The 25,350-nt window shown below is 33.8% G+C and carries 17 protein-coding genes and 1 pseudogene; 11 read left to right on the top strand and 7 right to left on the bottom strand.

Annotated elements, in window-relative coordinates:
• The first annotated feature begins 473 nt into the window (after positions 1 to 473).
• From IPK88_01830 to IPK88_01810, 5 genes and pseudogenes are all read left to right on the top strand, one after another.
• Positions 474 to 1,034, top strand: a complete 561-nt coding sequence (locus IPK88_01830; GenBank protein ID MBK8242139.1) for a dihydrofolate reductase family protein — start codon at positions 474 to 476, stop codon at positions 1,032 to 1,034.
• 1 nt (position 1,035) lies between these two features.
• Complete coding sequence (locus tag IPK88_01825; protein ID MBK8242138.1) at positions 1,036 to 1,356, top strand: winged helix-turn-helix transcriptional regulator; 321 nt, start codon at positions 1,036 to 1,038, stop codon at positions 1,354 to 1,356.
• Positions 1,353 to 1,772, top strand: a pseudogene (locus IPK88_01820) (SRPBCC domain-containing protein). Before IPK88_01825 ends, IPK88_01820 begins: the two are co-directional and overlap by 4 nt.
• 21 nt (positions 1,773 to 1,793) lie before the next feature.
• A complete protein-coding gene (locus IPK88_01815; GenBank protein MBK8242137.1) occupies positions 1,794 to 2,324 on the top strand; it encodes an SRPBCC domain-containing protein in 531 nt (176 codons plus the stop codon).
• A 140-nt stretch (positions 2,325 to 2,464) separates the two neighbouring features.
• Complete coding sequence (locus IPK88_01810) at positions 2,465 to 2,671, top strand: hypothetical protein (GenBank protein ID MBK8242136.1); 207 nt, start codon at positions 2,465 to 2,467, stop codon at positions 2,669 to 2,671.
• A gap of 162 nt (positions 2,672 to 2,833) precedes the next feature.
• On the opposite strand, the gene IPK88_01805 is transcribed toward IPK88_01810, so the two are convergent.
• The 7 genes from IPK88_01805 to IPK88_01775 form a co-directional block, all read right to left on the bottom strand.
• Positions 2,834 to 4,681: a hypothetical protein gene (locus tag IPK88_01805; protein ID MBK8242135.1), complete on the bottom strand. Its 1,848-nt coding sequence runs from the start codon at positions 4,679 to 4,681 to the stop codon at positions 2,834 to 2,836.
• 193 nt (positions 4,682 to 4,874) lie between these two features.
• On the bottom strand, positions 4,875 to 6,401 hold the full coding sequence (locus tag IPK88_01800) for a T9SS type A sorting domain-containing protein (protein MBK8242134.1): 1,527 nt from the start codon (positions 6,399 to 6,401) through the stop codon (positions 4,875 to 4,877).
• Between the two features lie 154 nt (positions 6,402 to 6,555).
• Positions 6,556 to 8,067, bottom strand: coding sequence for a T9SS type A sorting domain-containing protein (locus IPK88_01795; protein ID MBK8242133.1), 1,512 nt, complete (start codon positions 8,065 to 8,067; stop codon positions 6,556 to 6,558).
• A gap of 176 nt (positions 8,068 to 8,243) precedes the next feature.
• Entirely contained in the window at positions 8,244 to 9,797 is a 1,554-nt protein-coding gene (locus tag IPK88_01790) for a T9SS type A sorting domain-containing protein (protein ID MBK8242132.1), read from the bottom strand.
• Positions 9,798 to 9,929: 132 nt separating this feature from the next.
• Positions 9,930 to 11,441 carry a T9SS type A sorting domain-containing protein gene (locus IPK88_01785; protein ID MBK8242131.1) on the bottom strand — a complete coding sequence of 504 codons (1,512 nt, stop codon included), beginning with the start codon at positions 11,439 to 11,441 and terminating at the stop codon, positions 9,930 to 9,932.
• Positions 11,442 to 11,617: 176 nt separating this feature from the next.
• Positions 11,618 to 13,171 (bottom strand): T9SS type A sorting domain-containing protein, encoded by a 1,554-nt coding sequence (locus tag IPK88_01780; GenBank protein MBK8242130.1) that lies wholly within the window; start codon positions 13,169 to 13,171, stop codon positions 11,618 to 11,620.
• Complete coding sequence (locus IPK88_01775) at positions 13,146 to 13,343, bottom strand: T9SS type A sorting domain-containing protein (GenBank protein MBK8242129.1); 198 nt, start codon at positions 13,341 to 13,343, stop codon at positions 13,146 to 13,148. The genes IPK88_01780 and IPK88_01775 overlap by 26 nt, the downstream gene beginning before the upstream one ends.
• 773 nt (positions 13,344 to 14,116) lie before the next feature.
• Here IPK88_01775 and IPK88_01770 point away from each other — a divergent pair.
• The 6 genes from IPK88_01770 to IPK88_01745 all read left to right on the top strand — a co-directional run bounded on the left by IPK88_01770 (position 14,117) and on the right by IPK88_01745 (position 25,188).
• On the top strand, positions 14,117 to 15,145 hold the full coding sequence (locus IPK88_01770) for a hypothetical protein (GenBank protein ID MBK8242128.1): 1,029 nt from the start codon (positions 14,117 to 14,119) through the stop codon (positions 15,143 to 15,145).
• A gap of 23 nt (positions 15,146 to 15,168) precedes the next feature.
• Positions 15,169 to 16,053 (top strand): winged helix-turn-helix transcriptional regulator, encoded by an 885-nt coding sequence (locus IPK88_01765; protein ID MBK8242127.1) that lies wholly within the window; start codon positions 15,169 to 15,171, stop codon positions 16,051 to 16,053.
• Positions 16,054 to 16,371: 318 nt separating this feature from the next.
• A complete protein-coding gene (locus tag IPK88_01760; protein ID MBK8242126.1) occupies positions 16,372 to 18,171 on the top strand; it encodes a serine hydrolase in 1,800 nt (599 codons plus the stop codon).
• A 775-nt stretch (positions 18,172 to 18,946) separates the two neighbouring features.
• A complete protein-coding gene (locus tag IPK88_01755) occupies positions 18,947 to 20,512 on the top strand; it encodes a T9SS type A sorting domain-containing protein (GenBank protein ID MBK8242125.1) in 1,566 nt (521 codons plus the stop codon).
• Positions 20,513 to 20,856: 344 nt separating this feature from the next.
• Complete coding sequence (locus IPK88_01750) at positions 20,857 to 22,800, top strand: T9SS type A sorting domain-containing protein (protein MBK8242124.1); 1,944 nt, start codon at positions 20,857 to 20,859, stop codon at positions 22,798 to 22,800.
• 54 nt (positions 22,801 to 22,854) lie between these two features.
• Positions 22,855 to 25,188: a hypothetical protein gene (locus IPK88_01745; protein ID MBK8242123.1), complete on the top strand. Its 2,334-nt coding sequence runs from the start codon at positions 22,855 to 22,857 to the stop codon at positions 25,186 to 25,188.
• Positions 25,189 to 25,350: the final 162 nt, after the last annotated feature.

The following is a 25,350-nucleotide window of genomic DNA, read 5'->3' as shown; positions in this document are numbered from 1 at the left end:
AAAAATGATGTAATAAAACCGTTAAAAATTCAAAACTGTATGAGCTCAACTTTATGATATAATAAGAACATTAATTCGAGCTGGGCAAGTGTTATGCCAATTAAATGAAACACGGCAAATGGCGAGTTTTTTGAATTTAGGTTTTATGAAATCATTTTAGGCTTATACCTTACAGTCTTGAATTTTTGGTTCTTTTTCTTCAAGGAAAAAGAACCAAAAGTTTTAAACGAAAACGCCAATTTATATTCTGGAAATATGTCAATCCACAAAATTAATATTTCAAACTCATTTTTTAGTTTTAGAAGGGCACAGATTTCTGATATTATTTAATGCTTGATCAGGAAGGTATCACTTCAATTACGAAAGCCAATAAAACCTAGAGTTTTTTAAAATAGGTGTAAAAAAATTTGTGAAACCGAATGATTGCATTTATATTTGCAACCAATTAGTTTCATAAATAATTAATAATGAGTATGCGCAAATTAAAATTACAGGTACAGATGACTATTGATGGCTTTATTGCGGATCAAAACGGAGGTATGGATTGGATGATCATGAATTGGTCCGAAGACTTGAAGGAATATGTGAGAAAGCTGACGGATCCAGTAGATACTATATTGTTAGGGCGTAAATTGGCGGAGGGATTTATTCCTTATTGGACGGCAGCATATCTAAGTCCAGAGCCTGAAGATGGAGCAGAAATTTTTGTTGCTACACCAAAGGTGGTTTTTACAAAAACCTTGATGACCTCAGTATGGGAGAATACGGTACTAGCTAAGGGTGAACTTGCAACTGAAGTTAACGGATTGAAACAGCGAGAGGGTAATGACATGATCGCTTATGGTGGTGGCCAATTTGTTTCATCGCTGATTAAGGATCGGTTGATAGATGAATTGCATTTATTTGTTAATCCTATCATCCTTGGAAGTGGGATGTCGATTTTTCAAACAGTTATAGAAAAGCAACATTATAAATGTGTTAATGTGCAACTCTTTGATTGTGGCATAGTAGTTTTAAACTATAAACTTATTTAAAATGAGAAGAGATGTTTTTCAAGCGATAGCGGATCCTACTAGAAGAGCTATCATTTTGCTCGTTGCATTTCAGGCTATGACTCCGAATGCGATTGCAGAACATTTTGATACTTCAAGACAGGCGGTATCCAAGCATTTGAAAATATTGTCAGAATGTGAACTGGTCAAACAAAAGCAATCCGGCAGAGAAATTTATTACCAAATAAATGCAAAAAAAATGAAAGAAATAGATCATTGGCTCGCCCAATTTCGCAAGATCTGGGAGAACCGATTTAGTGAACTGGATAAAGTATTATTAAACATGAAAAATGAAAAAAAATGAGCCATAATCCCATTATTATAGAACGATTATTTACTGCTGAAATTGAAGAGGTATGGCGTGCCATTACAGATAAAGAATTGATGAAGCAATGGTATTTTGATCTTGCTGAATTCAGAGCAGAAGTAGGGTTTACATTTGAATTTATTGGAGGACCTGAAAATGGTATACAATATGTTCATCAATGTGAAATCACAGAAGTGATTCCTCAAAAAAAACTAACATACCGTTGGAAATACAAGGGATATGCGGGTGAGTCCTTTGTGACTTTTGAGCTGGTTGCATCCGGCACAAATACCAAACTCATATTAACACATAGTGGGATTGAAACTTTTCCAGATTCTAATCCGGATTTTGCGATTCATAATTTTGAAAAAGGTTGGAATCACATTATTAATACTTCGTTAGATCAATTTTTATCACATCAAAAACAATTTACAATGAATTCACATTTACAATTTGACTTTACAGTTAATAAAGAAAACAACACCATAGTTGTGAAAAGGGATTTTGCTGCAAATCTTGAAATGGTTTGGAAGGCATGGACGGATCCGGAAATTCTAGATTTATGGTGGGCGCCAAAACCATTTCAAACCAAAACAAAATTTATGGATTTTAGAGTAGGAGGTTATTGGCTTTATGCCATGGTATCACCTGAAGGAGCGGAACATTGGTGTAGGGCTGATTACAAAAAAGTAGATGTGTTAAAGAGTTTTTCAGGCCTGGATGCTTTTTGTGATGCTGAGGGAAACATCAATGACGCATTCCCAAATTCATTATGGAATAATACATTTAGTGAACATGATCAAACGACCACCATTGATATCATCATTGAGTATAAAGAACTGGCTGACCTTGAAAAAATCATCCAGTTGGGATTTAAAGAGGGATTCACTATGGCATTAGCAAATCTGGATCAATATCTCGAATCACAACTTAACAAGGGAGGTGAACATTATACTAACCTTTAGGATCGAGTTTATAAGTGTGTATTTCCTGTTCAGGTTTTCAGAGAAGTAAAAAATATGCATAAAATATACATATTATTAATTATTATTATATATATTTGCAATTATTTTAATTGTTTAGATATACTTAAAATTAATAATGTATGTTGTTCTCTAAAAAAATACCCACGATCACAAGTAATTGGAAGATATTTGATTTGGATGAAAATGAAATACTAGAAGGTACCACCGACCTTAAACATCCTGAAATTCCTTTACAAAAGTTACAACCGGGAACTTATAAGCTTGAATTTGCAACAGGAGATCAACGGAGTGCCATTAAGATAGTGAGACCATTGACGATGGCCTAATACTTAGGGATTTTTACTTTAGCACCCATTACTAATGTAACTTTTGAGTACGATATGCTCAAAAACTTTTTCAATTACTACTTTCGGTTTTAAAATGTGTGAGTGTCTGTAAATATGAAATCTATAGATATATTTTATTGGTCAGATAGCTCTGAATAGCAATTACCAGAAGAAAATATTTTTCTTTATTTTGGGTGCATAAACATCCACATGAAGACCAAAAAATTGTAAACTGTCTTTACTGGGATTCCAGACAAAGATTTTTAGAATGTCTTTATCCCGTTCGATTTGAGGGATCATCATCCAATACGATAATGCGAGGGTGTCACTATGTACTTGTTCATTCGTTAGTTGTGGACTCATGAACCAATTATATTGGTTACCATGTCTTTCCATATTAGAGACAATTCCAAATTTAGGAATCTTATGGTCAATTAATCCAATACATTCCGTTATATGGATGTATTTAAACCTTGAATTATTTAAGTACTTATTTGGAATGGTTATTCCTTTAGAGTAGGGATTGTCCGAATTTAAAATGACCCTTTCTAAGGTTTTTGAATGTTCGGAATGCAACACCAAGCTGTCGGTTATTCCAGTAGCATAGCTAAATTCTTTATACAGTACATTTAGGTTTGGGCCATTTTCATTTTGAACAAATCCATCTATGGGTGTTTCGAGCAACAATTCTTTTTGCGACTCATCGACAGGCTTAGATTGACCAAATACACTCAAATAGTAATCTTTGCTGATGAAATTCGCAGCTAGAATTCCCTGACGAATTTGCCATGTTTGGAATAAATTCAACACAACGATCAAGAAAATACAAGAAAAAAATAACAACTTCGGTATTAATTTCTTGGTGATCATTTTTGAAATCAAACTCGCAAATCCAAGAGCAAACACCGGATACAATGGAATAATAGCTCTTTGTCCAAAGGATTCAGCATACCACCAACAGGTCCAACTTGCAATTATATATAAATTGATAATCGTAAAAGTAACTATTGGAAACAACCATGCTGTGTGCCGTTTTTTTAGTTGGACTAATCCAATTATAAAAATCAAGGCCAATGGTGTATAAATAAATAAGCCTTTTCTTGCACTAAAAAGAACTTCAAGAATATATGGTTTACTCAATTCAAGGGTTTGACCTGCATTATCCTGATAGGAATAATAAAACCACTGACCTGTTACAATTTTCCAATAGAGCAGTTGTATCATAACAATCACTAATCCCGGTAAGATGGCGAGCATTAATTTTAGGGGTTTTTCTATTAGTCCTTTTACATTATTGGAAATTCCCGACCAAGAATTAATTCCATAAAGTAATGGTATTAGAAAACAAAATAATTCTGAATTTCTAATGGTTGCAATTAAAGCACAGACCAGAAATATAAACATCAGATATTTATAGGAATGCTTCAAGTAATATTGATGCGTATAGTAAAGCAGCATGGAATAGAGAGTAAATAGATAATTGTGACTCATTAGTCCATGGCCATGCATCATGGAATGAAAAAAGTAGTTGGTTCCAATAACGATCAATCCAACAGTTATTGTAGAAATAAAATCATTATAATAAAATCGAATAAATTGAAATAGAAAATAAATACCTATTAAAGTAACTAAAAAAGACCAATAAAAAACAGATTTCTTAATTATTAAGTTAAAACCATATTCATGATCTGCACCGACTAAATTGCTGATGATATACCCAACAAAATATCCTGGAGCATAAGCCATAGATAATCCAGCAGGGTAGCGGATCACAGAATGTTCTGAATCCTTGACTTTATAGATTTGGTATAACGCTAAATTGGGATCAGCCAATTTATTTATTGAATCAAGTATTTGGGTGTTATGAAGTTGGATATCTTTTAAATGAACCAAAGCCGGTAAATAGGCATAATACCCAAGACTGTCATAGCTAATTTGATAATTCTTCGTTTCAAATATATAGCTCAGACAAAAGATCCCAATTATTATGATTACCCCATTAAACTTCATCGATCAACCATAGTAGTTATCATTTTATAATCCACGCCTCATTATCGTTTTCAATTAAATTCATTCATGGATTTTTACCAAAAATCAATGACTAGCCCTAAGTCAAGTAAATATACTCAAAAGGATTGAATCCATATAGAGATTTTACATTCTGAAATAGCAAAATTGTAATGGAGTAAATTTAATCCTATTTTCACTCATTTATGATTACCAGTTTTTCATTTAAGATTAATTCGTTTTTGCAAAAGACGCTGATATAAAAGATTCCCTTTGGTAAATTAGTTATTGAAATATCACGACTTGGATTTAGACTATCGTGTTCTAGCATTTTGCCCTGCAGGTCATAAATTCTATAAGATATCATTTGATGAAGTAAATGGTCGGGTATAAAGATATTTACTTGTGAATGTGCTGGATTCGGGTATAAATAAATATCTTCATACTTAAAGTCGACTTCTGGTTCATTAATATCAGTAAATAGAGTATCACATATGGTATTCCAAGCTCTTCCCAATCTAAAATGTGGAAAATTAGGATTGCTTAAATTAAAAGTTATCATATGTGCATGTGCTTCTGGTTTACATGCAAGACCTTTCTTATCAGGATCATGAATGACATTGATGTAATTTGCACCATTAGTTGATACAAAATAAATTTTGCTATCCGGAGCGAGTTGCATTTGGTCATAAAAAAATTCATATGGCCATCCAAACTGATCCGATACTAATATTTCTATTTTGTTTTGAACAGGTGCATTGTCATCGGTGTCAATTTGCCAAACTCTATCACCAAGTGTTAAATATAAATATTTACTAGAAGGAGCAAACGCTAATCCTGTTCCAGCTGATGTGGTATAAGGGAGTTTAAAAGTTCTTTGATTCATTAATAATCCATTGCACCGATCAAAATCAAATAAATGCAATTCTCTATAACCAAAATCAGTAATATAATGTATAGCAAATTTATTGCCATCAGGAGAGAATGCAGCCTGACCAACTGTATCAAAAATTTTTTCATCAATTATTTGAGTTCCAATATGATTAATTCCTCTAGGATCCAATAGATATCGATGTACTATCTTACTATCGTATTCTGCAATTAAAAACCACCAATCCCTACCATTGGCGTGTCTGCATGCAGTCATATATGAAAGTGACATGGTATCAGCCAAGAGGATTTTATGTTTATCTACAACATCCCCTAACCCACCTCTTAATTTCATGTTAACCGTTGAATAATACAAAGTATCTGATAAATAAATGGTTTGAGCTTGTAATATTTTATTTATGATAAAATATTGAGCAGAATGTTCCGGCCACGGTAATATTATAGCAGCCTGTTCTATTGCAAGCCCAACATCAAAATTCCATTCTGCCACTTCTCCGGGACAAATGTATTTGCCATTAGGCATAATCTGATGATTTCGATTAAATGCGCTAATGCCATTGGTGTAAAACAATAATTTTCCGCTTGAATCAGAAATAGTAGCATTGGTATAATGTAAGTAACTAAGCACTCCTATAGTTGTCTTTGTAATATTCAAAGATGCATTGTTAAAATTTAAAATAGTTCTGCCAAAAAGAGTATCAGTTACTAAATGGTCTGCATAGCCCAAAACCCAATTATAGTCTTCTTTCTGAGCTTGAGAAATGGATACCCCTGAAAACAGGAGTATCCATAAATTGAGTTTAAAAACCGTTAAATAATTTTTGGTTTTCATATTACTTTGAGACAAAAATTTTATTATTGAATTTCTTCACCCTTAGTTACCGTTATCAAATATAAACCTTGTTGGATATTTTCAATTGGGATTTAAAGATTTGATTGAATAGTAAAGTTAGGAAATATCTCATTATATAGTTTGTTTGTTTACATTATTGTTTAATGAATTTTCCTTTCCAATTTATGCCATGATTATCTTTTATATTAACAAAGTAAATTCCAGAATTTAAAGAAGTAAGGTTCAATTTTTGCTTATAATTTTTATCATTTGAAAAGGTCGTTCTTACTATTCGACCTTGAAGATCATTAATCATAATGGATGTGATATATCTACTGCGATCAGAAATTTCCATATTTAATTCTTTTACAACAGGATTTGGATAAATATAGAGTTCGATCCAATCTTTGGTAAGATATTGACTCCATGTCATTGTTAGCGAACTATCACATACTGGTTCATATCCCAGGCGATAATTTACAAAATTAGGAATACTGGCATGGTTGCGGGCTGGTAATTGAATACCATGCTGTTCAAAATTGCAGGCCTTGCCTTTAGCGTTGGGGTTGTGTATCACATGCATCACGCGATTACTGGTACCTGTGCGAATATAAATCTTGCAATCTGGCCCAAGCATGGCTGCATCAAATCCTGCAGCCCAGATACCGCCTTCCACATATCCATCCCAGGTAGCAATATGGACTAGGCTAGATTTTAAATCTTGGTCCCAGGTATCTACCTGATACAAATCCCAGCGATAGACCAGATAAACAAATCTTGAATCAGGAGAAAATGCAACTCCTACGGTATGGTCATTCGTCTCAGATCCTGTGGTTACATTTCTAAAATTACTTAGTTTACCTGAAGTGCGATCAAAATCCATTAAAAACAGTCCAGTACTTGGAGTCATTCGCGCATACTTTGTGCCATCTGGTGAAAAGCTGGATTGAGAGCCGCCATCATCAAGGTATTGCATAGGAATACCTAATTTCATTTCCTGAAATGGTAACGGACCATTTTTCGAGAATTGAATACTATAATATAAATCATTTGCTCTTCCCGGGACAAGGATCCACCAGTCCTGGTTATCGCTGTGTCGTGTAGCTGTGAGGTCACCACCTGAAAGGTGTTTTTCTATTACTAATTGATTTTTTTCTGTCACATCTCCGTAACCATTACTTAAAGTCATATCAACAGTGCTATATAAAAGTTTAGTTACAGTCGCTCCCGGTAACTGTGGGTTAGGATCAAACTCTTCGAATTTATGAAATAAAATATATTGATTTTCAGATTTGAGCATAGGAATAAATAATGTTGCATTAAAAGCTGCATAATCTCCTTGATTACAGCTAAAATCCCAAACAAAACCTTCATTGATCTTCCCATTGAGCATAGGGGTATGAAGTCTGTCTGAAATGTTGCAGCCAGCTGTGTACATTAACAAATTGCCATTTTTATCACATATACTGGCATTGTTTTGTCTTAAAATCGGCAGAGGCCTGTCCCTAACATAAATTGCTTTTGGCTTTATATTAAAGTCAATCTGAAATCCCTGATAGCTTGTGTCTGTAGTTGGAGTTCTATTACCACCAAGCAACCAAATATAATCACGCTTACCTTGAGCGGAAAGAAATAAAGGAAATAATATTAGAAATAATACCTTCATAATTAATAATTGGATAAAAATTGGAATGCAACCCCACTATTGGGTGCATTCCAATTGAATGTACTAATTTTTAATAAATTTAGCATTTAAATTATTTCCATCTGTTAATTTAATCTTTGCATGAGACTTTCAATTTATCAAATCATGAGATAAGATGCTCAATTTTTTATTAGATATTATTCATTTATGATTACCAGTTTTTCATTTAAGATTAATTCGTTTTTGCAAAAGACGCTGATATAAAAGATTCCCTTTGGTAAATTAGTTATTGAAATATCGCGACTTGGATTTAGACTATTGTGATCTATCAATTTACCTTGTAGATTATAAATTCTATAAGAGATATCCTGATGCAGTAAATGGTCAGGTATAAAGATATTTACTTGTGAATGTGCAGGATTGGGGTATACATAAATAGCTTCATACTTATTGTCGACTTCTGGTTCTCGGATAGCAGTATATACTGTATCACATATGGTATTCCACGCTTTACCAAGTCTAAAATGTGGGAAATTAGGATTGCTTGAATTAAATGTAATCATATGTGCATGCGCTTCAGGTTTACATGCCAAGCCTTTTTTATCAGGTTCGTGAATCACATTGATGTAATTAGCACCATTAGTTGATACGAAATAAATTTTGTCATCCGGAGCGAGTTGCATTTGGTCATAAAAAAATTCATATGGCCATCCAAAGTGATCAGATATTAATATTTCTATTTTATTTTGAACAGGTGTATTGTCATCGGTATCAATTTGCCAAACTCTGTCACCAAGCGTTAAATATAAATATTTACTTGAAGGAGCAAATGCCAATCCTGTTCCAGCTGATGTGGTATAGGGGAGTTTAGAAGATCTTTGATTCATTAATAATCCATTGCACCGATCAAAATCAAATAAATGCAATTCTCTATAACCAAAATCAGTTATATAATGTATTGCAAATTTATTACCATCTGGAGAGAAGGCAGCCTGACCAACTGTATCATAAATTTTTTCATCAATTTCTTGAGTTCCAATATGATTAATTCCTCTAGGATCCAAAAGATATCGATGGACTATCTTACTATCGTATTCTGCAATTAAGAACCACCAATCCCTTCCATTGGCGTGTTTGCATGCTGTCATATATGAAAGTGACATGGTATCAGCAAAGAGTATTTTATGTTTAACTACTACATCTCCTAATCCACTTCTTAGTTTCATATTTATTGTTGAATAATACAAGGTATCTGAATAATAGATGGTTTGTGCTTGTAATATTTTGTTGATAATAAAATATTGATCAGAATGATTTGGCCAAGGTAAAATCATTGCAGCCTGTTCTACTGCAAGCCCAACATCAAAATTCCATTCTGCCACTTCTCCAGGGCAAATATATTTACCATTAGGCATGATCTGATGATTGCGATTAAATGCACTTATGCCATTGGTATAGAACATTAACTTTCCACTTGAATCTGAAATAGATGCATTTGTATAATCAAGGTAACTAAGAACCCCTATAGTTGTTTTAGTTATATTTAATGATTCATTTTTAAAATTTAAAACGGTTCTGCCAAAAAGCGTATCAGTACCTAATTGGTTATTATAACCTAATACCCAATTATAGTCTTCTTTCTGAGCTTGAGAAATGGATACTCCTGAAATCAGGAGTATCCACATATACTTTTTAAAAGTCTTTAAATGTTGATTGACATTCATCTTACTTTGATACAAAAATTTTATCACTGTATTTTATTTCGTCACCCTTAGATATGGTCATCAAATATAATCCTTGTTGGATATTTTCAATTGGGATTTATGGATTTGATTGAATAGTAAAGTTAGGAAATATCTCATTATATAGTTTGTTTGTTGACATTATTGTTTAATGAATTTTCCTTTCCAATTTATGCCATGATTATCTTTTATATTAACAAAGTAAATTCCAGGATTTAAAGAAGTAAGGTCCAATTTTTGCTTATAATTTTTATCATTGGAAAAGGTCGTTCTTACTATTCGACCTTGAAGATCATTTATCATAATGGATGTGATATATCTACTGCGATCTGAAATTTCCATATTTGATTCTTTTACAACAGGATTTGGATAAATATAGAGTTCCATCCAATTTTTGGTAAGGTATTGACTCCATGTCATTGTTAGCGAACTATCACATACTGGTTCATATCCCAGGCGATAATTTACAAAATTAGGAATACTGGCATGGTTGCGGGCTGGTAATTGAATACCATGCTGTTCAAAATTGCAGGCCTTGCCTTTAGCGTTGGGGTTGTGTATCACATGCATCACGCGATTACTGGTACCTGTGCGAATATAAATCTTGCAATCTGGCCCAAGCATGGCTGCATCAAATCCTGCAGCCCAGATACCGCCTTCCACATATCCATCCCAGGTAGCAATATGGACTAGGCTAGATTTTAAATCTTGGTCCCAGGTATCTACCTGATACAAATCCCAGCGATAGACCAGATAAACAAATCTTGAATCAGGAGAAAATGCAACTCCTACGGTATGGTCATTCGTCTCAGATCCTGTGGTTACATTTCTAAAATTACTTAGTTTACCTGAAGTGCGATCAAAATCCATTAAAAACAGTCCAGTACTTGGAGTCATTCGCGCATACTTTGTGCCATCTGGTGAAAAGCTGGATTGAGAGCCGCCATCATCAAGGTATTGCATAGGAATACCTAATTTCATTTCCTGAAATGGTAACGGACCATTTTTCGAGAATTGAATACTATAATATAAATCATTTGCTCTTCCCGGGACAAGGATCCACCAGTCCTGATTATTGCTATGTCGTGTAGCAGTGAGATCTCCACCTGAAAGGTGTTTTACTATTATTACTTGATTTTTTTCTGTCACATCTCCATATCCATTGTTTAATGTCATGTCCACAGTGCTATACAAAAGCTTAGTTGCTGTTGCTCCTGGTAAAGCAGAATCTGGGTCAAATTCAACAAATTTATGAATTATAAAATAGGTACTATCATTTAATGAACTGGGAAGCAATAAGCTACCATTATGAATCACATAATCACCTCGGGTGCAAGCAAATTCCCAAACGAAACCTTCATTTATTTTCCCATTGGGCATCGGTTTGTGAAGTCTGTCTGAAATATTGCAGCCAGCGGTGTACATTAACAAATTGCCATTTTTATCACAAATACTGGCATTGTTTTGTCTTAAAATCGGCAGAGGCCTGTCCCTAACATAAATTGCTTTTGGCTTTATATTAAAGTCAATCTGAAATCCCTGATAGCTTGTGTCTGTAGTTGGAGTTCTATTACCACCAAGCAACCAAATATAATCACGCTTACCTTGAGCGGAAAGAAATAAAGGAAATAGCACTAGATATAATAACTTCATAGTTAATAGAAGGATTAAAATTGGAATGCAACCCAATTATTGGGTGCATTCCAATTGAATGTACTAATTTTTAATGAATTTAGCATTTAAATTATTTCCATCTGATAAATTAATCTTTGCAAGTGGCATCCCATTTATTAAATTAGAAGATAAGATTCGCAATTTTTTATTAGGTATTATTCATTTATGATTACCAGTTTTTCATTTAAGATTAATTCATTTTTGCAAAAGACGCTGATATAAAAGATTCCCTTTGGTAAATTAGTTATTGAAATATCACGACTTGGATTTAGACTATCGTGTTCTAGCATTTTGCCCTGCAGGTCATAAATTCTATAAGATATCATTTGATGAAGTAAATGGTCGGGTATAAAGATATTTACTTGTGAATGTGCTGGATTCGGGTATAAATAAATATCTTCATACTTAAAGTCGACTTCTGGTTCATTAATATCAGTAAATAGAGTATCGCATATGGTATTCCAAGCTCTTCCCAATCTAAAATGTGGAAAATTAGGATTGCTTAAATTAAAAGTTATCATATGTGCATGTGCTTCTGGTTTACATGCAAGACCTTTCTTATCAGGATCATGAATGACATTGATGTAGTTTGCACCATTATCAGATACAAAATAGATTTTGCCATCTGGAGCCAGTTGCATCTGGTCATAAAAAAATTCATATGGCCATCCAAAGTGATCTGATACTATTATTTCTATTTTGTTTTGAACAGGTGCATTGTCATCGGTGTCAATTTGCCATACTCTGTCACCAAGCGTTAAATATAAATATTTACTTGAAGGTGCAAATGCTAACCCTGTTGCAGCTGATGTGGTATAAGGGAGTTTAGCAATTCTTTGATTCATTAATAATCCATTGCACCGATCAAAATTAAATAAATGCAATTCCCTATAACCAAAATCGGTAATATAATGTATAGCAAATTTATTGCCATCAGGAGAGAAAGCAGCCTGACCTGGAGTATCAATAATTTTATAACTTACTTCCTGAATTCCCTTGTGGATTATACCTCGAGGATCCAATAGATATCTATGGACTATCCGACTATCGTATTCTGCAATTAAAAACCACCAATCTCTGCCATTTGCGTGTCTACATGCAGTCATATATGAAAGTGACATGGTATCAGCAAGGAGTATCTTGTGTTTTTCAACAACATCACCTAATCCACCTCTTAATTTCATGTTAACCGTTGAATAATACAAAGTATCTGATAAATAAATGGTTTGTGCTTGTAATATTTTATTGATGATAAAATATTGAGCAGGATGTTCCGGCCAGGGCAATATCATTGCTGCTTGTTCTAATCGCAAGCCATTTTCAAAATTCCATTCTGCCACTTCTCCGGGACAAATGTAATTACCATTAGGCATGATCTGATGATTACGATTAAAAGCGCTAATGCCATTGGTGTAAAACAATAGTTTTCCGCTTGAATCAGAAATAGAAGCATTCGTATAATCTAAGTAACTAAGTACACCTATAGTTGTTTTGGTAATATTCAAAGATGCATTGTTAAAATTTAAAATAGTTCTGCCAAAAAGAGTATCAGTTACTAAATGGTCTGCATAGCCCAAAACCCAATTATAGTCTTCTTTCTGAGCTTGAGAAATGGATACTCCTGAAATCAGGAGTATCCACATATACTTTTTAAAAGTCTTTAAATGTTGATTGACTTTCATCTTACTTTGAAACAAAAATTTTATCACTGAATTTAATTTCGTCACCCTTAGTTATAGTCATCAAATATAATCCTTGAGGTAAGTTTTCTATAGATATAGTTTTCAAGCCAACGGATTTTTGATTTAATATTTTTTGCCCTTGCAATCCCATGATATTAACATTGATTTCGGCTTTTATTAGAGACTTTGGAATGTTAATTTCAAAACGTTTAGGATTAGGTTTACTTAATCAAAGGTAAAGATCTAGGATATTTTTGTCAAGTACTTTCGTACTAACGTAGGGAACTTTTAAACGAGCGTATGTTTTTAGGCTAAAATTTAGGTAAATTTTAATTTATCTGGCCAATTTCCATTTTGGATTATGGGACTGAAACAAAACAAAATAATAAAATCTATCTACCATTTTGGAAGTGGTCCAATGTTGGAACCTATTAAACTGCTTCGACGCCCTCAACCCACGCACAAATTTTACTGAAGAATGTGGATCATATCTCATTAAAGCATGATCAATCTGTTTAATTTTTTTTTATGCCTAGAATTCAATTTAAGTACACATTGATCTAAAGTACTATTCACAAGCAAGTATCCACGACTCATCCACGGCTTATCCACGGGTCATCCTCACTGTTTGTCTTGTCCTAAAATAGCTATGTCTTGTCCTAAAATAGCTATACAGCTTAATCAATAAATCCTAAAATGACTATGCATATATCATTTTTAATCTTAAGTAAGGTACAGTAGGTTTAAAAGGAGAATTTATCCATTCAATACTCTTTCAAATGGAATTGACATAAACGCTTCTATTGGTAAATATAGGTTCTCGTAATAGGTCATTGAAATTGGCCAAAACTGCCCTATTTAGGGGCTAAATACATCCTTTTACATTTATGTTACATTGTTTTACACCCAAATAATAGACAGCTTTCATCGCAACCATAGATTTGCACCATTGTTTCACTAATCAATTAACTTATGAAAATGTATAATGTCATTTTTTTGTTTTTTCTCCAATCCTTAGTCTCTTGCCAGAAAGCACCAGAGAAGATTCTCATTTCTGACTCCAAAATCATCTATCAATCAGAGGATGGTGGCAAGACCTGGAGGGATGTTGGTTTGGGTTTATCAGATGGCATGGGACTCAATTGTATCATTGCAACACAAGATGAAATCTTTCTTGGATCTGAACATGGGGTTATCCGAAGTAATAGTAAGGCTGTTAACCCAACATGGGATAAGGATATGTTTATTACTGACCCCATCTATAGTTTTATTCCCGGCAAATTTGGGCCATATGCTCATAGTGCACATAATGGATTGTATCAAAAAATTTCATCGACCGGAATTTGGATTCCAAAATACTTGAATCTGAATGACAAATATATTTTTTCAGTTTTGGAGCTTCCTAATGGAGCCATACTTTTAGCTTGTAATAAGGGGATTTTTAAATCTGTTGATGATGGGAAGACATGGAATCAGGTTTATAATGATGAAAATGTGTACACGATGTCCTTATCCAATGATGTTATTATTGCCGGATGCTCCAGTGGTTTAATCCGTTCTATTGATAAAGGAGAACATTGGACGCAAGTTTTGACTGATGATCGTGGAACGTCTACAACTAAAGTCATTGAAGGTAGGTTTTTTGCAATCAGTTTAAGAAGTAATGAATGGAAAGATAAAATGGCATATGCTGGTAAGTTGGCCAACAAATTGAGATATTCAGATGATCTTGGATTGACCTGGAAACGAATGGATGAACACCTGCTTCCTGTGGAATTAAACGTTTCTATAGCTACTCAATCGTCAACCGGACAGGTGATTAATGATATCATTCAAATGGGTGATGTTCTCGTGTGTTGTGTAGGGAATGTGATTTATAGATCTACTGATAAAGGCCAAAGCTGGCAAGCGGTACTCACCGGATCTAAGGAAAATAGACGATTCGAATTTGTAAAATCAGGTTCAAAAATCTATGCCATGTCAGTAAATTCTGGTTGTTGATAAAAAGGTATTATTTTTAGGCTATGATTTCAAGTTTTAGTTCCAAAACTATACGATTATTATCATTGTTGGTAGGTGCTATATTAGTATCAGAGTCACTGTTTGCACAGACAGATATGCAGCTGGAATTATCACCTAATAAAGTCAATCTTGCCTTGCGACGAACTGCAGATGGATTGCTTCGATTATCAGGAGATAGCACGAGCAGAATTCCAGCCATTGAACAAACAGGTCCCGGAGTATGGCGAGTTCGTCTAGAGCGGCCTTTTCGGTACGAACAACTCCCAGGACTACTGCAATCATCACTAGACCTGTTTGAAATTAAACAACCTTACGATGTGGCTGTAAGGCGTTGTGAGGATGCGATCATAGATTTAGGATATCACCAACAAGATTTTCTTCAGACCAAAAGCGTTGCTTGTCAAGGACGGGATCTGGATGAATCATGTCATTTTATTGAGATCAGTTTTCTAAAACAACACGCAAAAAAACCTTTTTGGGCCGGAATCAATGGACTATTAATATTGATATTAAGTGGAGTTGCTGGTTTTTGGATATTCCGACGTCAAAAATCGGTGTCGTTACCTCCTCTAGCAGATGATGAAAAAGATTGGTTGGAATTCGGAAATTCTCGTCTTGATGTATCCGGACAACAACTCATACATGGTGACGAAAGACAAGCACTTACCTTCCGAGAAACCAAATTACTCAAGCTCTTTGTAACGAGTCCGGATCAGTTGTTAGAGCGAGACTTTATACTTCGTGAAGTTTGGGCTGATGAAGGGGTTTTAGTGGGACGCAGTGTTGATGTTTTTGTGTCCAGATTACGAAAAAAATTAGCCGTTGATTTGACGGTTGGTATAGTTGCCGTACATGGTGTCGGTTATCGACTGGAAACAGGGAAATGAAAATAAATTCTTGTAATTATTCAGGTCAAAATAAGTGCGGTATGTTTTTGTCATCATTTTTGCAAAAATCTGGCAAAAAATGTACCATTGCTTCGAACGGCAAATGCCGCCAAAAACATAATATATTTACTTGTTACAACGAATTTTATCCGTCGCAAAAAATTAATCGCCCATACAGGGCTCAGACCTGAATACTTATAAATTTTTTATTAAAATTAAATTGCATTACACACCTAAAATAATTTTTTAATTTATTGTGAGCATTTCTGGAAAACCATTTTTAATCATATATAAAAAACACATTTCGAAATCATGAAAATGACCCTTTTCTTAATATCTCTTTGTCTTGGTTTAAATAATTTATTAGCGCAAACAATTTATACTCAAGAGACCCTTGACAAAATAAACGAAATTGAACATAATATCACTGGCAGACTCCTACTCAATGATGACCAACCGAGTACCATTCTCGAGCGAATGAAAAAATATAAGGTAAAAGGAATGAGCATTGCTGTGATTCATGACTACAAAATAGCCTGGGCTAAAGCTTATGGTTGGGCTAACGAAGAGGAGAAAAAACCGATGACAACAGAGACCCTTTTTGAACCGGGATCCATCAGTAAATCATTAAATGCATTGGGCATTTTAAAATTAGCACAAGAAAAAAAAGTAGACCTTAATACAGACATTAATGAATATTTGATTTCTTGGAAATTTCCTTATGACTCACTATCAAGAGGAAAAAAAATTACCCTGGCACATATATTAAGTCACAATGCAGGATTAACGGTGCATGGTTTTCCGGGTCATGATATCGATGGTCCTATTCCAACAATTTTGGAAGTATTAGATGGAAAAAAACCATCGTTTACGCCAGCAGTTCGCAGTGCGTATGAACCCGGATTACAATTTGAATATTCAGGTGGCGGTACTACTATTTCACAGGTTTTGCTTACTGATGTTACCAAGCAGAACTATGATGAATGGATGTATGACCATATATTAAAACCAATTGGGATGGAAACCAGTTTTTATTCGCAACCTCCACCTAAAGAAAAACAACATTTGTGTGCATCTGCATACAGTGGTGATGGCACACCCATTTCCAATAAATTTCACGTTTATCCGGAGCAGGCTGCAGCGGGATTGTGGATGACACCTAGTGATCTATGCCAATATATCATAGATATGCAATTAGCCTATCAAGGTAAACCATCCAAAGTATTGAGTCCTGAAATGGTGAAATTACACTTAACGCCTTATAATGATGGTCCGACATCATTGGGTTCTTTTATTGTGGATAATAATGGAGAGAAATATTTTGAACATGGTGCGCGTAATGATGGATTTTGTGGCGATTTTTATGGGAGTTTAGAAGGAGGAAATGGTGTAGTCATTTTTTTAAATTCAGATGACGGAACCATAATATCTGAAGTCATCAATAGTGTTGCCAAAGCATATCAATGGAAAAATTTTTATCATGAACCACTTAGAAAAAAATCCATTAAAGTAGCAGACAAAGTATTAAAATCATATGAGGGCCTTTATCTCTATGATCAAACATGGTCAGCTATTGGTAAAAAAGATAACAAGTATCATTTTTATACCAATGGAAGATATGTCAATATGTATTTTAGTACACCAACTTGTTTTTTTAATGAGGAATTTCCCGCTGTAAAAACATTTATTAAAGATAGCAAGGGAAACATTATTGGATATGCTCGAAACGTCGATGGAAAGGAATTTCCAAATGCAATTAGAATCACTAATCCCGATACTTTGAGCTTGGAGAATAATGTAATCACAGAAATTGGTTGGTATATGCTTGAACAAAAAAAATACAAAGAGGCTATATCGTTTTTCAAGCGAGGTGTAGCATTATATCCTGAAGATCTCAATTTAATAATGAACATAGCACATGCTCATTTATTTAGTGGTGATCAAAAAAGAGCACTTGATATTTACAAAACGCATCAGAAAGATAAGATTAGACCAGATTACAGTTGGGAAGATTTGATGAAGGACGATTTGATCTACTTTAAAGATCACCATTATGATGTTAAATCGTTTAAAAAGATTTTTGCAGTATTAAATATAGAGTTACCTAAAGGAATTTAAACAAGCGCAAACTAATTACATTTTTTAATACTATGGTGGGATATAAGTTTCTGTTCATCTTATAACATCGATTGAGTCATCTATTGTCATATTCAGTAGGACATCTAAAAAGAGGTATACTATTAAACTTTGGAAAATGTATAAGTTAAATCACTTACTCAATTAGAAAATGTATATTATTTAGTTTATACCTAAGTGAATGGTCTAAAAATCATTGTATTAAATAAGCACAGAACTCCTTATCATACACAAACTAGAAATGCGTTTGCAAAAATATTATGGTGGTTTGACATCCTTCTAAATTATTAATTTTCGTATTAATTACTAATTTTTGTTCTTTTTTCATGAAAAAAAAGAACCAAAAATTCTAGGCTGTAAAGTCTAAGCCTAAAATGATTTCATGAAACCTAAATTCAAAAAACTCGCCACTTTCTTTTTTCTTTGGCTTGGCTTTGCACTTGCTCAGCTCGCATTTTTGTTCTTTTTTTTAGCATTCTGTTGAGCTCATACAGTTTTGAATTTTTAACGGTTTCATTCCATCATTTTTTAACGGCTTATCCTTTAAGGCCGATCCAAATTTATATAACTACTTAATATTATATATTTTTCCTTTAGTTTAAATTGCGAATTTGCTCTATTGATGATCATATTGTCAAAATGGCAATAAGTTCTGAAACTAAAATACTTTATTGAATAAAATAGATTAGGTACAATTTCGAAAATAAGCTGTATTTTACGCATTCATTTAAATGGTTTAAATCAAAACAAGAGCCTAATGAATCAAAATATGAATACAAATTATACCTTCTTTTCAAAAATAATTATTGTCATCATTGCCCTATTCTCAATGAATGGCGCACAAGCTCAAAACGGATCCTTAGATCTTACTTTTGATTCAGATGGAAAAGTCACTACACATGCAGCAAGTAAAGAGGCAGAGGCGCAATCTATCCTCCTGCAAAAAGATGGTAAAATAATAGTTGCAGGCTATCGAGGCGCTCCGGAGAATGATATGGTTCTCGTGAGATATAATGAGAATGGAAGTTTGGATAAAAGCTTCGATACTGATGGCATTGTGACGACAGCTATATCCGGATCAAATGTTAGGGCCTATTCAGTGGCTTTACAAAAAGATGGAAAAATACTAGCAGCAGGATCAAGTTCCATTGGTGTTACAGAAGTGATGATTCTGGTGAGATATAATATTAACGGAAGTCTAGATACCAGCTTTAATCACACGGGTATTCTGACTTCAGCAATTGGAGCGGTATTCACTGAAGTTTATGCTATAGCTATTCAGAAGGATGGGAAAATTGTGGTGACTGGAGGGGTAAGTAATGATGCCATTGATTTTAATATTGCAGTCATACGTTTCAATAGTGATGGTACTTTGGACAATACTTTTGATGTGGATGGAATAGTTGTTACAGATTTGGGAAGTCTTTATGATTTTGCAAATTCATTAGTCATTCAAAATGATGGAAAAATAGTAGTTACAGCCTATAGTAAGACCCAGGCAACAAGAGGGTTAATGGTAATCGTCAGATACAACAGTGATGGGAGCTTAGATAATACTTTTGATCAAGATGGCAAATTATACACAATCATTGTCAATTCAAGCGCTAGAACGAATTCTATGGTGTTACAAAGTGATCAAAAATTAGTTTTAGGCGCTGCCACCGATAATGGAAATGGCCTAGGGTATGTTTTGGCGAGGTATAATACTGATGGGAGTGTGGATACTACATTTGATATAGATGGATATGTGTTTTCAAGTAGTTTTGGAAGCTTTATTGAGTTGGCTTATACCGTAGCCCTTCAAAGTGATGAAAAAATTTTAGTAACAGGGTACCGTAGTGATGCAAGCGGACAAAATTTTATGATTAAACGTTATCATAAAGATGGAAGCATAGATGATAGTTTTGGGCAAGATGGTAAAGTGATTACTGATTTTGGAAATGCAGATGATGAGGCCAAAGCCATTGCACTACAAAGTGACGATAAAATTATTGTGGCTGGAATTTCGTTTAAGGCTGGCGTTACTGATTTTGCTGTTGCGCGGTATAATAATATGATTACCTCAACAAAAAAGGTCGGCGATAAAAAAAATCAAATAAGCGTATTTCCGAATCCAACATCAAAGTATTTAAATATTAGTTTAAATAATGATGATCATTTCAATTTCGAGATCATAAATGCTGTGGGAGTATTGGTAATGAAAGGTAAATACCAAAACAAAATTGATATTTCCAGTTTGACAGATGGAATATATTTTATAAATTTAGAACAAGGCCGTCATCAAACGATAAAGAAATTTATAAAATATGGGAATCGATTCTGATATTTTTGAATAAAGTTTAAGTGGCATCGAAGTCAGAGACTTTGACGATCGATTAAAAATGAATTTTTGAAATTTCTGTTCTAATTATTAATAAACCACGATCGTCGCAGTTTTTAACTGCGATGTCTTGTTTAAATTTTTTCCCTTTGCAATTAATATAATCGGAATAATATTGTACTTTAAATTTTGATATTTTTGCTTAAAAGTTAAATGGCATCGACGTCACAGACTTTGATGATCGAATCATTTAATATTTATTCAAGCAGCGATTCAAGGTGTTCAAGGGTCTTGACAATAATTGACACTTGCTTCGGAATAATTCTGATGAACTTTATTTTATTGTGATGAATAGAACAATATTTGCAATATACATATTTTGTATATTTTTAATTGAACCAACCCAATCTAACGCTCAATGCACACCGCCATCGGTTGATAATTGTGAAGATGCTAATGTATTGTGTTCACTAGATGAATTAAATGGTTATTCCTGTTTGAATCCCAATTATAGTAATCCAACAGGTTGTAGCCCCTTATGTCCTTCAGGCGGTGGAGCTCACAATACAGCTTGGTGGGCGTTTGTAACGGAAGGAGGAATGGTAACAATTACTATTACGTATCAAAATTGTTCGGTGAATGGTACTGGAGTCCAAATGGGTATTTGGGGTGATTGCGATTGTTCTGAATCTGTGGCCTGTAATCCTAATTGTAATGGTCCTGGGCAATTTACCATTACAGCTAACTTAACAGCTTGCAAAACGTATTACATTTTTGTAGATGGATGTTCAGGAGATGTTTGTGATTTTACAATTGCAACTTCCGGAGGTGCTATGCCTAACTTAAAAAAGCTAACTAAAATAAATGAAGACCTAGACAGAAGAATTCAATTATGTAAAGGAGCTTGTAATAAAAATTTCAAAGTAGCTGGTCAGAATGGAAATTGTGAACCTACCTATGAATGGACTCTCGATGGAAATATTGTAGGAGGAGATGATGATAATATAGACTTAGACTTTCCTGACGAAGGGGATTTTCAACTTTGTGTTACGGCATACATAGGTAACCCTTCCTCAGGTTCAATATGTGATCAGGAAGGTCCAGAATGTGTAACAATTGAAGTTCGTCCTATTTGGGATAAGCTTGGAATACCAAGAATTTTATGTGCAGAGCAAATACCACATAAATGGCATAGTCAAGAGATTAAGGAACCTGGAGAGTATAGAAATACGTTCAAGGGTACTGATTGTTGTATTTTCGATTCAGTTGTGACTTTTAGTATATTGCCAATACCGATACCACCAAATGTATTCCACATAGGATGTGATAAAACGGAAATATATACCGACCCTACAACAAGACAATCATATAGTTCTTGTGTTTTAGATAAAATTCTATTATTGTCAAAAGCTACTGTGCCATACAGATGTGATAGTACTTATAAATTGACCGCTATATTTCTTGATTTTAATATAACATTTACTGAAGAATGTGTTAATGGGAAGATAGAAATAAGTCCTAGAATTGTTAATCGAACCAAGACATGTGGCGGTGGGGAAATTTATGAATATGCTTACAAGTGGTACTTGCAGAAAGACTTTACAAAAAATAGTATTGATACAAAGGAGAAAATACTTGTGGATAAAAAGGATATTTACTGTCTTGAAATGAAGGTTAATGTCAAACTTGGTACTATGATTAAAACTTGCTATTTTGATTTTTGCGAAGGCATCAATGAAAATTTTACTCCGAATTTTTTTCTTTCAGGCGATACTTCAGCATTCAGAAATATGATCTCTACGTATGTTGATACAGTAAAGCAAAATAGTGCATTAAAAAAATATCATTGGACCGTCACTGGAGGAACAATACTCACTAAGAATCTGAATGATAGTAGTGAGATCAGAATAAAATGGGATTCAACTGAAACTTTTGGGAAAATCTGTTTAACAATTGATAGTATTTGTAATTCAGTTGTTCCACAATGTATTTCAGTATCATTAAAAACTACAGATGTTCAAGATGCAAATTCTAATAATACTATTAGAATCATGCCTAATCCTAATCAAGGAATATTTACGTTAGATGGTCTTTTGTCATATACAAAAACGTCCATTGAAATTATTTCTTTAGATGGAACTTCATATTATAGAAAAAGTGGAATTACATATTCTTCAAAATTAAATTTAGATCTGCAAAAGCAACAAATTCCAAATGGAACATATTTCATCAAAGTCAATCAAAAAAATAAAATTCAGACATTAAAAATGATGATAACTGGGAATGAATAGAACTTTGTATTTTCTAACATAGCAATGTTATTTCTTAAAAATGTAAACAAAAAAATGAACTTATATAGAAATATTTATTACATCCTTCCTTACACGATCTTTTTATTTCTATCTATATATACTGGACAGACTGCTATCGCTCAATGCAGTCCTCCTTCTGCAGATAATTGTAAAGACGCGAATGTGTTATGCTCACTCGATGAATTAAATGGTTATAGCTGTTCAAATCCTGTTTATAGTAATCCTACAGGATGCACACCATTATGTCCCGGAGGAGGTGCTTCTCATAATACTGCTTGGTGGGCATTTGTTACTGAAGGTGGAAATGTTACCATTACATTTAATATAGGCAATTGTTCAATTACTGGGGGAGGAATTCAATATGGTATTTGGGGAGATTGTGACTGTAAGGAGTCAATTGCTTGTAACAATGACGTGCATGGGCCAGGCACATACACCATTAATGCAAATTTCATAGCATGTAAGACATACTATTTGTTTGTGGATGGTTTCCTTGGAGATGTTTGTGATTTCACAATTAGAACAAATGGAGGATCTTCGCCTCAATTAAGTCCATTAGGCAAAATTAATAATGATCCTGATAGAAAAATCCTAGTGTGCCAGGGAATTTGTAATATGAAATTTAAAGTGGATGGCCAGAATGGCAATTGTGTACCTACATATGAATGGACTTTGGATGGGAATATAGTAGGAGGAATAAAAAATGAAATATTGCTTGATCTTCCAGATAGAGTTGATTTTCAACTTTGTGTGACAGCTTATATTGGCAATCCTAATTCAGGTTCCATATGTGATCAGGAAGGGCCGGAATGTACTTCCATTTGTATTACAAATAATCCTGAAAAGTTAGGTCCTACAAGAAATATTTGTGCAACACAATTACCATTTGATTGGCATGGCACGAAAATATATAATGAAGGAATTGCAAAAGCTACATTTAAGGATGCAAGCTGCTGTAAATACGATTCTTTAGTGAATTTTCATATCATTTATAATGACAGTCTGGGTTGCCAAAACACAAATTATGTCAAAGGCATTGTGTTCCTGGATAAAAATAAAAATGGATTTTTTGATAATCAGGAAATCAAATTGAATGATTATATCGTCAGTTCTGCACCAGGATCTTTCGCTACTTTTTCCAATCAAAATGGATATACGATACTCTTGGAAAGGAATGCAATTAATACGATAAAAGCGTCTGTCCCCAATCCAGCAGTCGCAACTGTAATTCCAAGTGATTATCAAATTAATGTTGGAAATGTATTTGGACAAATTCCCGGACAATATGATTTCGCGATTCAGGAAAAAGATTTATTGGATTTAGAAATTCAAATCAATTCAACTGTTGCCCGTCCGGGAAGGACTAGTGTAGTAACATTGCAAGTAAACAATGTTGGTAATATTGCAGCAACGCAATCAGTTATTACATTACAGTTTCCAATAGGTTGGAATGTTATTCGAACCAATCCTATGTATACCACTATTCTTGGAGGCAATCTGTTGAGATGGGATTATACAAATACCATTGAAATTAAAGGCAGTAAATCTTTTAGAATAGAGATAGCACCACCAACATCTGCAAAACAAGGAACACCATTCGAACTTATCGCAGAAGTAGATGCTATAAATGATGTTAATCCAATTAATGATATAGCCGTGTGGAATAGTAAAATTGTAGCTTCTTACGATCCTAATGATAAGCTGGTCAATAAATCAAACTACTATTCCATATCTGACCAGAATAAAGAACTTATTTATACCATACGATTTCAGAATACAGGAACAGACACAGCATTCGATGTGACCATTCGCGATACACTAAGCAAGGCCATTGATCCAACCAGTATTCGAGTTGTGAATGCAAGTCATCCGTATCAATTGCGCATGAAAAAATTGGGTTTTCTGGAAGTCTATTTCAAAAATATATTCTTGCCTGACAGTAGCGTTAATGAAATAGCATCACATGGCTTCGTTCAATTCGCTATTAGACCCAATGCAACCAATGAACCCTTTACGCTAAGAAATAAAGCATCTATTTACTTCGATTACAACACGCCTGTATTAACTAATTCCATAAGTACTTATATTGGACTTGTGTCAACGACAGAAACCAATAAACAAGCCTTACTTAAAGTAACACCCAATCCATTTAGTGATCAAATCATTGTAACATACGAATCCCTAAAAAAATATTCAAAATATCGTCTCCAAATTCGAAATATCCATGGTATAATGACACATGATATTCAAGTTCAACAAAAAGGCAGAATGGAAATGAGTACAAAATTGCTTCCTACAGGGATATATGAACTTATGTTTATAGTGGATGACCAACTCTTAATATCGAATAAAATAGTAAAGCTCTAAATGAATTGAATTTGGATAAAGTTTATTCAGTGTTTATTTTTTTTATTTCTTTTCTTATATTAATTTTTAGTACGATTAGTACAATAATGCCCAGAGTATAGCATTATTGTTTTTGGTATTTGAAGCAGCACTTCTCATCAAAGGTTCGTTATCCTTTAAAAT

Source organism: Candidatus Defluviibacterium haderslevense (assembly GCA_016712225.1).
GTDB lineage: Bacteria > Bacteroidota > Bacteroidia > Chitinophagales > Saprospiraceae > Vicinibacter > Vicinibacter haderslevensis.
Note: the sequence above shows the minus strand (reverse complement) of the source record. Positions and strands in the feature narration are given on the sequence as shown.